Consider the following 12,388-nt stretch of genomic DNA (forward strand, 5'->3'; position numbering starts at 1 on the left):
TGGCAACCCGCTCGCGCGAGCCGGGGGCGGCGGGCTGTGCGGACGCCTGGTTCGACTGGTCCCAGCCGGGGGCGTCCCCCCGCGCAGGCGCCTCGTCCGACCGGCCAAAGCCAGGGGCGGCGGCCCGCGCGCGCTCCYCGTCCGACCGGCCGAGGCCAGGAGCGGCGGGCTGTGCGGACGCCTGGTCCGACTGGCCCGGGCCAGGAGTGGCGGCCCGCGCATCCGCCTGATCAGAGTGGTCCGAGCCGGTCGCGGCGGACCGGGCGAAGCTCATGCCCGCCTCGTCCGGGGCCGGGGCCGCGGGCCGCGCGGCGGCCTGGCCCGTCCGGTCCGGGCCCGGGGCGGCGGGCTGGGCGCCCGCACCGGCCACCGGGTGAGAAGCGAGGGCGCCGGGCTCGATGCCCGGCCGGTCGGAAGAACCGTACGTCTCGTGCGAACCGGCGGCGGGCTGCGTGTTCGTCTGCTCCACCTGGTACGTGCCGGTGGCAACGGTTGTCTCGGCGGACGGCTGGGCGGACCCGTTCGGCTCGTCGGGTATGGCAGGTTCGTTCGAGCGGGGTGATGAAGAGCAGGTGGTCATACTCGCCTCCATGGGGAAGAGTGCGGCCGCTCCTGCGCCCCCCGTCGTGTGACGAGCGACGTTACGCTGACCATTACTAGGCGCCCCCGTCACGCCGTGCCACTCGGGTGAGCCACCGGGATGACCGCCCGCACACGAAAATCCGCCGACGCGGCGACATGTCGGGCCCCGGCCGCAATACAGCCGCCGGAAACGGGAATCCAGGAAGGGACACCCCGTGTCGCGGCACGCCAGGAGGAGGGCAGCCCGTGGATACGACCACAACGGTGATCACCCTGGCCGCGGTTCTCGCGGCCATCGTCCTCGCCTTCGCCGTCGGCGTCCTCGTGCGGTTGGTCAGAACCCGGCGCGAACTGCGGCGCGCGGGACTGCCCACGGGCCCGCGCTGGGTCTTCTGGGGCGCGGTCCTCTATTTCGTGCTGCCCGCCGACGTGCTGCCCGATCCGGTGTACCTGGACGACATCGGCGTCCTGCTGCTCGCTCTGCGCACCGTCCGCGGCTCCCTCGGCGAGCGGGAACGCAGTACGACCACACGCCGAACGGACCACCGGCCGGACCGCCAACCGGCGCGATGACTACGGAAAGTAAGGAAACCAACCACCCGTTCGATTCGTATAAGTCTCTGGGAGCCGAAACGAGTCGGCGGACCGGGTGGCCGTGCCCCTGGATCCGGCTTGGTCGGCGCAGCACCGACGAGGGAGAGACGATGCAACCGTTCGCGCTCAACTACGCGCGCCCGGCAGTGGAGTTGGAAGCTGCCATTCCGTACGTGTACGACGCCGGACAGCAGCTGAACGTGCTCCACGACGGCCGGGTGGCCGCCTCCGACTTCGCCCTGCTGAGAGAGGTCGGCACCACGACGTCCACCGCCGGCTCCAAGACCCACTTCGACGACTGACCGCGGGCCGCCGAAGATGACGGTACTGATCCTCACCTGCGAGGAGGACGTGACCGCGGACATGGTGGTCGTGCACCTGAACGCGACGGGGGCTCCGGTGGTCCGCGTCGACCCCGCCGATCTGACCGGTGGTGTCGCGCTGTCCGGGGAGTACGTCCACGGCCGTTTCCGCGGCCATCTGTCCGCCGGGGGGCGGCTGGTGAGCATCGGGGGGCTGCGGTCGGTGTGGGTACGCAGGCCGGGCATCCCGGCCGGGCGGGCGGCCCAGCCGTCCGCGTGGCTGACCGAGGAGGCCGCCCAGGCGCTCTACGGCATGCTGCGGGGCTCGGACGCGCGCTGGATGAACCACCCCGACGCGGCCCGCCGGGCCCGGCACAAGCCCTGGCAGCTGCGGCTCGCCCAGCGGTGCGGCCTGCCCGTGCCGGCGACGCTGATCACGACCTTCCCGCTCGCCGCCCGCGAGTTCTCGGAGCGCTACCCGGACCTGGTGGTCAAGCCGGTGTCGGGCGCGCATCCGCAGGACCCGCCCCGGGCCGTGCCGACCAGCCGGGTTCCACCGGACACGGACTTCTCCGCGGTCGCGTTCGGGCCGACGTTGCTTCAGCGTCGGATCTCCAAGCGGGCCGACATCCGTCTCACCGTGGTGGGCGACCGGATGCTGGCGGCCCGCAAGGCGACCGCCGCGGACGCGGATCCCGACGAGGTCGACGTGCGGTTCGCGGCGCCCGGCGCGCCGTGGCGCCCCACCGACGTGCCGTCGTGCATCGCGCCGGGCGTCCGGGCCTATCTCCGGGAGGCCGAACTTGCGTACGGGGCCTTCGACTTCGTCGAGGACGCCGACGGGACCTGGTGGTTCCTGGAGTGCAATCAGTCGGGGCAGTTCGGGTTCGTCGAGGTGGAGACGGGGCAGCCGATCGCCCGCACCATCGCCGAGTGGCTGGCGCGCCCCGTTCCCGAGGCGCCGTCGCACGTCAACGGCGCGAAGAGGACGGCCTGTTGAGTACCGGGACCGGCCGTCCACCGGTCCTGGCTCACTGCGGTCGCGGCCCGGGCAGCATGGCCGTACGCTGCCACCCCGTGCCCGGGGAGTGCGGGCGGTCGTAGCCGGGGGACTGCGCGGGCCGCATGACCAGCTCCAGTTCCCTGCTCACGCGTTCGGCCTCGCGGCGAACCTGGGTGGGCACATCGCCGCACTCCGCGATGAGTCGGTCGTAGATGGGGGAATCCTGGAACACCCGTCAACGCGCCTTTCTGCTCGTCGGCCCCATAGCGGGGGCGAGAGAGCCGAGTGTAGGCGGACCGGTGTCCTGGAGTGTGAATTCCCCGGGAGGACTTGACGCAGACCGGACATCCGTGACATGCGGGCAGCCTGGCTCAGGCTCCTGTCGTGGAGCCCGGCCGGACGATCATCAGGACGGTGACCGTGGCCCACAGGAGGTTGAAGATGCCGGTGAACATGGCGAGTTGAACGGTGTTGCGGTGTTCGACGGCCTGTTCGCCCCTCAGTCGGCCGAGGAGTTCCTCCTGGCGGGGCAGGACGAAGGCGACCAGGATGCCGGCGGCAGCGGCGGTCAGTGCGATGGACGTGACGAGCCATCCGCTGCCCAGGACGCCCATCGCGGCGCCGGTGGCGAACCCGAAGAGCGGGACGGTCAGGCCGATACCGGCATAGACGCGGCAGATGCGGTGCAGCAGCGCGACCGTGCTCACCGCCGACGGGTCGGCGGCGTCGCCGCCCGCGGGGACGGCGCGGCGCGCCGCGGGCGGGAACATGCTGGCCGCGACGGTCACGGGACCGATGGCGACGATGGCGGCCAGCACGTGCAGGGACAGCAGGATCTTGGTCACCGGGGCTCTTTCCATGACGCGGTGGACGGTGCGGGGCCCACGTTAGGGAGCCCGGGGGGCGATCACCGATGGGCTGGAACGACAGTTTCCAACGGATTCCCGCCAACTCCTGTGACCTGCCCTCTTGCGCCGCGGGCCGGCGTATCGACGGTTCGTGCGCGTGGCGGGAATGCGCCTAGGGTGGCGGTCATGCACTCCGTGGCGATCCTGGTTCTCGATCGAGTGGTGCCGTTCGACATGGCGGCGCCCCAGCAGACGTTCGCCTGGACCCAGATGCCGGACGGGCGCCCGGCCTACCGGGTCCGGTTGTGTGCCGAGACGCCGGAGGTGCGCGCGGACGGCGGTTTCACCCTGCGCGTCGACCGGGGGCTGGAGGCGCTGGCGGAGGCCGACACGATCATCGTGCCGGGCTGCTCCCCGGAGGCCGCGCCGCCGTCCGAGCCGGTGCTGGCGGCGCTGCGGCAGGCGGCCGCGGCCGGTACGCGGATCGCGTCCGTGTGCGTGGGCGCCTTCGTGCTGGCGCAGGCGGGGCTGCTGGACGGGTTGCGCGCCACCACGCACTGGGTGGCCGCGGGTGACCTGGCCCGCCGTTTCCCGCAGGTCGAGGTGGAGCCGGACGTGCTGTACGTCGACAACGGGCAGATCCTCACCTCGGCCGGAGCGGCCGCCGCGCTGGACCTGTGCCTGCACATGATCCGGCGGGATCTGGGGTCGGCGGTCGCGGCGAACATCGCGCGGATGTCGGTCATGCCGCTGGAACGGGAGGGCGGACAGGCCCAGTTCATCGTGCACGAGCACCCGCCGGTGCCCGGGGGTCGGCGCTGGAGCCGGTGCTGGAGTGGATCGAGGACAACCTCGCGCACGAGGTGACGCTGGGCGCGCTGGCGGAGCGTGCGGGGATGAGCGAGCGGACCTTCGGCCGCCGCTTCCGCGAGCAGACCGGCACCACGCCGTTGCAGTGGCTGCTGCGGGCGCGGGTGCGACGCGCCCAGTACCTGCTGGAGAACACCGACCACCCCGTGGAACGGATCGCGCGGCAGGCGGGGTTCGGCTCGCCGACGGCGTTCCGGGAGCGGTTCCGCAAGGTGGTGGGCACGACGCCGTACGCGTATCGCACGGCGTTCCACGGGAAGGCGAACGCCCCGGCGGCCCGTTCACAGGCCGCCGGGGCGACACCCGGTTCGTGACCGGGCCCTACGAGATGTCAGCCGACCAGCGTCAGACCGTTCTCCCCGTCCGCGTCCGCTTCCTCGGACCGCTCCTTGGTGAGCAGCAGGGCGTCGGCCTTGGCGATGGCGTCGGTGATGTCGGACGTTCCCATCATCACGCACAGCGTGTAGCTGACGTCCTCAAGCCGGCGTGCCGCCGTCGGCACGTGCCTCTCCGCCTGAGCGATCCTCAGCGACGCATACCGCGTCAGCAACTCCCTGACGACCTTCCGGTCCGGTACGAGCACGTAGCGCCCCTCTCTCTGTTTTCGCTGCGTCTGCCCGAACCACGCGGAAACATTCACACGTTTTTCTCACAGGGGGCGGATCTGACGAAAAATGATCGTCTCTGACTAGCCGCCAGGTGAGCTGGCCGGTGTGCAGGGCCGTGTAAGCCCCATTCCGGCGCAGGAGGTCCTGGTCACGGATGAGGGCCCGGGCGATGGCGAGCCGCTGCCGCTGCCCGCCGGACAGCCGCGCGCCGTGCTCACCGACCAGCGTGTCCAGGCCCCTGGGGAGCGGGTCGAGGGTGTTCATGTCGGTGCCGTCGAGGTGAGGGGCTGGTGCTGGACGACCGTGTCGACGATGGACGCGGTGATCAGCGGCAGCAGCCGGACGGGGCTGTGCTTGACGGTGAAGACGACGACGGCCGCGAGGAGTCGCCGGCGGTCGGCGCGGAACAGGTAGGCGCGTGTGCGGATCGGGTGCTCGCCCCGGTAGCGGTGGTCGAGCGGTCTTTCCCACGACGATGCCATCGGCGGTGGTCCTCCCCGGTTGCCGGTGCGTAGGGCGGGCTCTTGGCAGCACGAGACCCGGGGGCGGCGCGTGGCCGCCCCCGGGTCTCGTGGGTCTGCTCAGGCGGCGTCCAGCTCCGCCAGTTCCTCCGGCGTCAGGGTGAGGTCGGTGGCGGCGAGCGAGTCGCGGATGGTCTCGGGGCGGCTGGCGCCCGGGATCGGGACGACCACGGGCGACTTGGCGAGCATCCACGCCAGGCACACGCGCTGCGGGCTCACGCCGTGTGCCTCGGCGATGCGGGCGAAGGGGGCGTGGCCCGAACCGAGTTCGCCGGCCTTCGAGATGCCGCCGAGGGGGCTCCAGGGCAGGAACGCGATGCCGAGTTCGTCGCACAGGTCCAGCTCCGGCTCGCTGGAGCGGAAGGCCGGGGAGAACTGGTTCTGCACGGAGACCAGGCGGCCGCCGAGGATCTCGCCGGCCAGCTGGATCTGCTCGGGGTTCGCGTTCGAGATGCCGGCCATGCGGATCTTGCCCTCGTCCAGCAGGTCCCGGATCGCGCCGACGGACTCGGCGTAAGGGACGCGCGGGTCGGGGCGGTGGAACTGGTAGAGCCCGATGGCCTCGACGCCGAGCCGGCGCAGGGACGCCTCGCAGGCCTCCTTGAGGTGGCGGGGGCTGCCGTCCAGCGTCCAGCTGCCGTCGCCGGGGCGCAGATGGCCGCCCTTGGTGGCGACCAGGACGTCGCCGCCGCGGTCGTGGGAGGCGAGGGCCTTGGCTATGAGGGTCTCGTTGTGACCGACCTCGTCGGCGTCCCGGTGGTAGGCGTCCGCGGTGTCGATCAGGGTCACCCCGGCGTCGAGCGCGGCGTGGATGGTGGCGAGGGAGCGTTCCTCGTCGGGTCGTCCCTCGATGGACATGGGCATCGCGCCCAGGCCGATCGCGCTGACGTCGACATCACCGATGCGGCGGGTGTGCATGTGCTCGTGACCTCTTCCGGCTGTCGTTCCGGTTGTCGTTCCGGCTGTCGGGCGATGGTGCATTCCAGCCTGGACGCCGGACGGCCCGGGGTCCAATAGAAGAAGGAGAACGCATTCAGCACTCGGGCAGCTGAATCGCGCCCGCCCCTCGCCGGCCGGGTTGGCGGTCCCTTGTCACACGGGGATGAAACCCCGCACCGGAGGACTCAATTCCCCCACACAGAACGGCGATCAGCACGGCGCTCCCCCGCCTCGCTGCCATATTCGAAAACCACTTCGGAGGTGGTTGTGAGCACAGAGGTGACAGCATCCGGTCCGGGGGAAACGACGGCGCACCTGCCCGGGAGCACAGCGGAGCGCGTCGCCGGCCTGGAGCGCCGCCGGGACCAGGCGGTGGCCCCGGGCGGACCGCGCAGACGCGGGGAGTTCTCGGCCCGGGAGCGGATCGAACGGCTCGTGGACAAGGACTCCTTCACGGAGACCGGCCTGTTCGTCCGGGCCCGGCCCACCGGGGAGGACGCCCGCCGCCCCTACGGCGACGGGGTGATCACCGGGTACGGCACGGTCGACGGCCGCCCGGTGTGCGTGTTCGCCCAGGACTCCACGGTGTTCGGCGGCAGCATGGGCGAGGCCTTCGGGGAGAAGACCGTCGCCCTGATGGAGCTCGCTCTGAAGACGGGCTGCCCGGTCATCGGCCTCAACGACTCCGGCGGAGCCCGCATCCAGGAGGGTGTCGCCTCCCTCGCCCTCTACGCCGAGCTGGTGCGCCGCAACGTCAAGGCGTCCGGAGTGATCCCCCAGATCTCGGTGGTCCTCGGGCCCTGCGCGGGCGGCGCCGCGTACTCGCCGGCGATCACCGACTTCACGGTGATGGTGGACGGCGCCTCGCACATGTTCGTCACCGGCCCCGACGTCATCGAGACGGTCACCGGCGAACGCACCACCGCCGAGGAGCTGGGCGGCGCCCGCACCAGCAACACCGTCAACGGCAACGCCCACTTCCTGGCCGCCGACGAGGAGGACGCCCTCGACACCGTGCGCGACCTGCTGTCGTACCTCCCGGCCAACAACCTGGAACGGCCCCCGGAGTACGCCCCCGGGCATCCGCCGCCCGGCGCCGACCTCGACGAGGTCGTCCCGGACCGGCTGGGCGAGGCGTACGACATGCGGGCGATCCTGCACGCGGTCGTCGACGACGGTGAACTGCTCCAGGTGCAGGAGCTGTTCGCGCCGAACATCATCTGCGCCCTGGCCCGGATCGAGGGCCGCTCGGTGGGAGTCGTCGCCAACCAGCCGCTGCACGCCGCCGGGGTCCTCGACATCGACGCCTCGGAGAAGGCGGCGCGGTTCGTGCGGTTCTGCGACGCGTTCGGCATCCCGCTGCTGACCTTCGCCGACGTGCCCGGATATCTGTCCGGGGTGCGGCAGGAGCAGGCCGGCATCATCCGGCGCGGAGCGAAACTGCTGTACGCCTACGCCGAGGCGACCGTCCCCAAGGTCACGGTGGTGGTGCGCAAGGCGTACGGCGGCGGATACGCGGTGATGGGCTCCAAGCATCTGGGCGCCGACGTGAACCTCGCGTGGCCCACGGCCCGGATCGCCGTCATGGGCGCCGAGGGGGCGGTGGGCGTCCTGCACCGGCGCGAACTCGCCGCGGCCGACGACCCCGAGGCGCTGCGCGCCCGCCTGCTCAGCGCCTACGAGCGCACCCACGGCACGCCCTACCTCGCCGCCGAGCGCGGCTATGTCGACGCCGTCATCGCGCCGCGCGAGACCCGGGAACAGGTCTGCCGCGCGCTGCGCGCCCTGCGCGGCAAACGCGCGCCGATGCCGGAACGCCGGCACGGCAACATCCCGCTCTGATCTCCCCGTCCGCGACCCGTAAGCCGATCCGCGCCATAAGCCGATCCGCAGATCCGCACCGCAAGCAGATCCGCACCGCAAGCCGATGCGCGCCGTACGCGATCCCCGCCGTACGCCGATCCCGCGCCGTGAGGAGCCCCGCCTGATGGACAGCCGCCGCCCCCCGCTCGCGCCCGTGTGCCCCACGCTGCCGGAGTACGTCCGGCACTGGGCCGAAAGCACCCCGGACCGCAGGGCGTTCACCTTCGTCGAGCACCCGGCACCGCACTCACGCGGCGTCCACCGCACCCTGACCTGGCGCCGCCTGGACGTACGGGTGCGGGCACTGGCCGCGCGCCTCACCGACCAGGCCGGCCCGGGGGACCGGGTCGCACTGCTGTGTCCGCAGGGCACGGAGTACGTGACCGCGTTCCTCGCTGCCCTGGCCGCCGGGCTGGTCGCCGTGCCGCTGTATCCGCCGGGCCTGCCCGGGCACGCGGACCGGCTCGCGGGTGTCCTGGCCGACGCGCGGCCCTCGGTCGTCGTGACCACGAGCCGCTGCCGGGACGAGGTGCGTGACTTCCTCGGCCCCGAGGGACCGCGGATCGTGGTGGCGGACCAGGTGCCCGACGACGCCGCCCGCGACTGGCGGCCCGTCCCGCCGGACGCCGAGGCGACCGCCTATCTCCAGTACACCTCCGGTTCGACCCGTGCCCCGGCGGGTGTGGAGATCAGCCACGGCAACGTCGTCGCGAACGCCCGCCAGGCGCTCACCGCCTACGGTGCCGACACCCGCCAGGTGACGTGCGTGGGCTGGCTCCCGCTCTACCACGACATGGGTCTGGTGCTCAGCGTCGCCGCCCCGGTGGCGCGAGGGGCGCTGTCGGTGCTGATGGACCCGGCCGCGTTCCTGCACGAGCCGGTGCGCTGGCTGCGGCTGCTCGCCGCGCATCCGAACGCCGTGAGCGCCGCGCCCAACTTCGCCTACGACTACTGCGCCGCGAGCGTCTCCGAAGACCAGAAGGCGGGCCTGCGGCTGGACCGGGTGACCGCGCTGATCAACGGCAGTGAGCCGGTCCGCCCGGGCACGGCGGACCGTTTCCACGCCGCGTTCGCCGGGCAGGGCCTGGCACCGCGGACGCACTGCCCGTCGTACGGGCTGGCCGAGGCCACCGTGTTCGTCTGCGCGGCCCGGCCGGGTGAGCCGCTCAGCCGGTTCGCGCTCGACCGTGACGCCCTGGCCGCCGGGAAGGCCCTGCCGGCGCGGCCGGACGATCCCCGGGCGGTGCTGCTGGCGGGCTGTGGCACCCCGGCGGGCCAGCGGGTCCGTATCGCCGACCCGGTGACGCGGGCCACGCTGTCGGAGGGCGAGGTCGGCGAGATCTGGGTGCAGGGGCCCAATGTCGGCCGGGGCTACTGGAACCGGGGAGCGCAGGACGTCTTCGGCGCCGAGTTCGCGGACCCCGCGGCCGGTCCGGGCGGCTGGCTGCGGACGGGCGATCTGGGGACGGTGCTGGAGGGGCAGCTCGTCGTCACGGGGCGGTTGAAGGACCTGATCATCGTCGACGGCCGCAACCACTATCCGCAGGACGTCGAGGCGACGGCCCAGGACGCGGACCCGGTGGTGCGCCGGGACCGGCTCGCGGCGTTCGCCGTGCCGGGCGGCGGGGGTGAGCGGGTGGTGATCGTGGCGGAGCACGCGCGGACCGCGCGCCTCGACGGGCTCGACGTGCCGGCCGTGGTGCGGGCCGTGCGCGGTGCCGTCTCCGCCCGGCACGGGCTGCGGCTCGCCGACGTCGTCCTGGTGCCGCCGGGCACGGTGCCGCGTACCTCCAGCGGGAAGGTGTCGCGGGCCCTGACCCGGGCCCGGTATCTGGAGGGCGCGTACGGCGGGCAGGCCGGTACGGCGACGGCGGGTGCCGCGGGATGAGCCCCGTCGACGAGGGCGCACTGCGCCGGCTGATCGCCGAACGGGTGGCCGTCTGGTACGGCACCCCTCCCGAGGCCGTCCCGATGGACCGGCCCCTCGCCGACCTCGGCATGTCCTCGCGGGACGCGGTCGCCCTGGCCGGTGAACTGTCCCGGGCCACGGGCCGCGAGCTGCCGACGACGCTGCTGTGGGAGACGCCCACCGGTCAGGCGCTGGTGGCGCGGCTGTGCGGCACGGAGGCCCCGGTCGCCTCCGGAGCCGAGGCGGCGCCGGTGCCGCGGGCCGGACTGCCGGGCGGGACGGCCGAGCCGGTCGCGGTCGTCGGGGTCGGCTGCCGGCTGCCCGGCGGGGTGCACGGCCCGGACGGCTACTGGCGGCTGCTGAGCGAGGGTGTCGACGCGATCCGGCGCGTCCCGGAGGACCGCTGGCGCGACTTCACCGCCTTCCCGCCCGCCGACGCGCATCCGTACGGCGGCTATCTCGACGACATCGCCGGGTTCGACGCGGACTTCTTCCGCATCACCCCGCGCGAGGCGGCGGTGATGGACCCCCAGCAGCGGATCCTGCTGGAGGTCGTCCACGAGGCGCTCGACCACGCCGCCGTCCCGGCCGGGTCCCTGGCGGGCACCGCCACCGGGGTGTTCGTCGGTGTCTCCGCCCCCGAGTACGGGCAGCTCACCGGCGCCGATCCGACCGCCGTGGATCCCTGGGCACCGGCCGGGGGCGCCCTGAGCGTGACCGCCGGACGGCTCGCCTACGTCCTCGACACCCGGGGGCCGAGCCTGGCCGTCGACACGGCCTGCTCGTCCTCGCTGGTCGCCGTGCACCACGCCTGCGTCAGCCTGCGCACGGGCGAGAGCGATACGGCGATCGCCGCCGGCGTCAACCTGCTGCTGTCGCCGGCCGTCACCGTCGCCTTCCGCAGAGCGGGCGCGCTCGCACCGGACGGGCGGTGCAAGCCGTTCTCGGCGGCGGCCGACGGCATCGGGCGCGGCGAGGGCTGCGCGGCCGTGATCCTGAAGCGGCTCTCCGACGCCGAACGGGACGGCGATCGCGTGCTGGCCGTCATCCGGGCCACCGCCGTCAACTCCGACGGCCGCTCCAACGGCCTGATGGCGCCCAACCCGGCCGCTCAGCAGGCGCTGTTGGAGAGCGCCTACGCGCGGGCGGGGCTCGCCGTGGCGCAGGTCGACTACGTGGAGGCGCACGGCACCGGCACCCCGCTGGGCGACCCGATCGAGGCGGGCGCGCTGGGCGCGGTGCTCGGCGCGGGCCGGGACCCGGACCAGCCGCTGCTGCTGGGTTCCGTCAAGGGCAACCTGGGACATCTGGAGTCCGCCGCGGGCATCGCGGGCCTGGTGAAGACCGTGCTGGCCCTGCACCACGACAGCATTCCGCCGTCCCTGCACTGCGCGGACGGCACGTCCCTCGCCGACGAGCGGCTGAGGGTGGTGACCGAGCCGGAGCCCTGGCCCCGCTACGGCGGCACCGCCCTCGCGGGCGTCTCCGGGTTCGGCTTCGGCGGCACCAACGCGCATGTGGTGCTGGAGGAGGCACCGCCCGGCCTGGTCCCCGTACGGCCGGCCGAGGAGCCCGCCGCCCGCCTGTACGTGCTGTCCGACCTCGACTCCGGGCGCGTCCGCGACACGGCGGGCAGGCTCGCCGACTGGCTGCGCGAGAGCACCGCGCACCCCGCCGACGTGGCCCGGACCCTGGCCGGGCGCACCGGCCGCGGTCCCGTACGCGCCGCCGTGGTCGCCCGGGACCGCGCCGAACTCTCCGACGCACTCGGCGCGTTGGCGGCGGGGCGCCCGGACGCGCGGGTGGTGAGCGGTGACCGCGACCGGGTGGGGCGGGGCCCGGTGTGGGTGTTCTCCGGCTACGGCAGCCAGTGGCCGGGCATGGGGCGCAGGCTGCTGGCGGAGGAACCCGCGTTCGCCGCCGCCGTGCAGAAACTCGACCCGCACCTTGCCCCGGAGTGCGGCCTGTCCCTGTACGACCACCTGTCCTCCGGGGCCGGTCTCGACCGTCTGGACGTCGCCCAGCCCGTGCTGTTCGGCCTTCAGCTGGCACTCGCCGAGCTGTGGCGTTCGTACGGGGTCGAGCCCGCCGCCGTGATCGGCCACTCCATGGGCGAGGTGGCGGCTGCGGTGTGCGCGGGCGCGCTGGACGTGGCGGACGGGGCGCGTGTCATCGCCGTACGGGCCCGGCTGCTGAGCGGGCTGAGCGGCGGCGCGATGGCCGTGGTGGACCTGGACGACGCCGAACTTGAGTCCCTGGAGCGGGACTTCCCTGGTGTGCACGTCGCCGTGCACTCCTCTCCCCGGCAGAAGGTCGTCACGGGCGAGGAGGCCGCGGTGGCCGGGCTCG

At 73.4% G+C, this 12,388-nt stretch carries 10 protein-coding genes and 3 pseudogenes; 7 read left to right on the top strand and 6 right to left on the bottom strand.

Annotated features, from left to right (window positions below; translation table 11 throughout):
• Positions 1 to 580, bottom strand: a pseudogene (locus CA983_RS31410) (hypothetical protein); the annotation flags it as partial.
• A 248-nt stretch (positions 581 to 828) separates the two neighbouring features.
• On the opposite strand from CA983_RS31410, the gene CA983_RS31415 reads away from it, so the two are divergent.
• The 3 genes from CA983_RS31415 (at position 829) to tgmB (ending at position 2,478) form a co-directional block, all read left to right on the top strand.
• The gene (locus tag CA983_RS31415; protein ID WP_086604200.1) at positions 829 to 1,155 is read left to right on the top strand and encodes a YkvA family protein; all 327 of its coding nucleotides are present in this window, start codon (positions 829 to 831) and stop codon (positions 1,153 to 1,155) included.
• A 131-nt stretch (positions 1,156 to 1,286) separates the two neighbouring features.
• Positions 1,287 to 1,478: a putative ATP-grasp-modified RiPP gene (gene tgmA, locus CA983_RS31420; protein WP_037669517.1), complete on the top strand. Its 192-nt coding sequence runs from the start codon at positions 1,287 to 1,289 to the stop codon at positions 1,476 to 1,478.
• 16 nt (positions 1,479 to 1,494) lie between these two features.
• Complete coding sequence (tgmB, locus tag CA983_RS31425) at positions 1,495 to 2,478, top strand: ATP-grasp ribosomal peptide maturase (protein WP_086604201.1); 984 nt, start codon at positions 1,495 to 1,497, stop codon at positions 2,476 to 2,478.
• 31 nt (positions 2,479 to 2,509) lie between these two features.
• Here the strand turns inward: tgmB and CA983_RS31430 are convergent, their stop codons facing one another.
• Together CA983_RS31430 and CA983_RS31435 are read right to left on the bottom strand one after the other, a co-directional pair.
• Positions 2,510 to 2,713: a hypothetical protein gene (locus CA983_RS31430; protein WP_086604202.1), complete on the bottom strand. Its 204-nt coding sequence runs from the start codon at positions 2,711 to 2,713 to the stop codon at positions 2,510 to 2,512.
• Positions 2,714 to 2,852: 139 nt separating this feature from the next.
• Positions 2,853 to 3,326, bottom strand: coding sequence for a hypothetical protein (locus CA983_RS31435; RefSeq protein ID WP_086604203.1), 474 nt, complete (start codon positions 3,324 to 3,326; stop codon positions 2,853 to 2,855).
• Between the two features lie 189 nt (positions 3,327 to 3,515).
• Between CA983_RS31435 and CA983_RS31440 the strand changes: the two are divergent.
• Positions 3,516 to 4,513, top strand: a pseudogene (locus tag CA983_RS31440) (GlxA family transcriptional regulator).
• 17 nt (positions 4,514 to 4,530) lie between these two features.
• Here CA983_RS31440 and CA983_RS31445 read toward each other — a convergent pair.
• The 3 genes and pseudogenes from CA983_RS31445 to CA983_RS31455 all read right to left on the bottom strand — a co-directional run bounded on the left by CA983_RS31445 (position 4,531) and on the right by CA983_RS31455 (position 6,246).
• Positions 4,531 to 4,782, bottom strand: a complete 252-nt coding sequence (locus CA983_RS31445) for a DUF5133 domain-containing protein (RefSeq protein ID WP_086604204.1) — start codon at positions 4,780 to 4,782, stop codon at positions 4,531 to 4,533.
• A gap of 303 nt (positions 4,783 to 5,085) precedes the next feature.
• Positions 5,086 to 5,289 (bottom strand): annotated as a pseudogene (locus CA983_RS31450) (ABC transporter ATP-binding protein); the annotation flags it as partial.
• 99 nt (positions 5,290 to 5,388) lie between these two features.
• Positions 5,389 to 6,246 (bottom strand): aldo/keto reductase, encoded by an 858-nt coding sequence (locus tag CA983_RS31455; RefSeq protein WP_086604205.1) that lies wholly within the window; start codon positions 6,244 to 6,246, stop codon positions 5,389 to 5,391.
• A gap of 300 nt (positions 6,247 to 6,546) precedes the next feature.
• On the opposite strand from CA983_RS31455, the gene CA983_RS31460 reads away from it, so the two are divergent.
• The 3 genes from CA983_RS31460 to CA983_RS31470 form a co-directional block, all read left to right on the top strand.
• On the top strand, positions 6,547 to 8,109 hold the full coding sequence (locus tag CA983_RS31460; RefSeq protein ID WP_244207179.1) for an acyl-CoA carboxylase subunit beta: 1,563 nt from the start codon (positions 6,547 to 6,549) through the stop codon (positions 8,107 to 8,109).
• 145 nt (positions 8,110 to 8,254) lie between these two features.
• Positions 8,255 to 10,018 carry a fatty acyl-AMP ligase gene (locus CA983_RS31465; protein WP_086604206.1) on the top strand — a complete coding sequence of 588 codons (1,764 nt, stop codon included), beginning with the start codon at positions 8,255 to 8,257 and terminating at the stop codon, positions 10,016 to 10,018.
• On the top strand, positions 10,015 to 12,388 hold a 2,374-nt coding region (locus CA983_RS31470; RefSeq protein WP_143645598.1), incomplete at its 3' end, for a type I polyketide synthase. The genes CA983_RS31465 and CA983_RS31470, both read left to right, overlap by 4 nt.

It is taken from the genome of Streptomyces swartbergensis (assembly GCF_002148965.1).
Classification (GTDB): Bacteria; Actinomycetota; Actinomycetes; order Streptomycetales; family Streptomycetaceae; genus Streptomyces; species Streptomyces swartbergensis.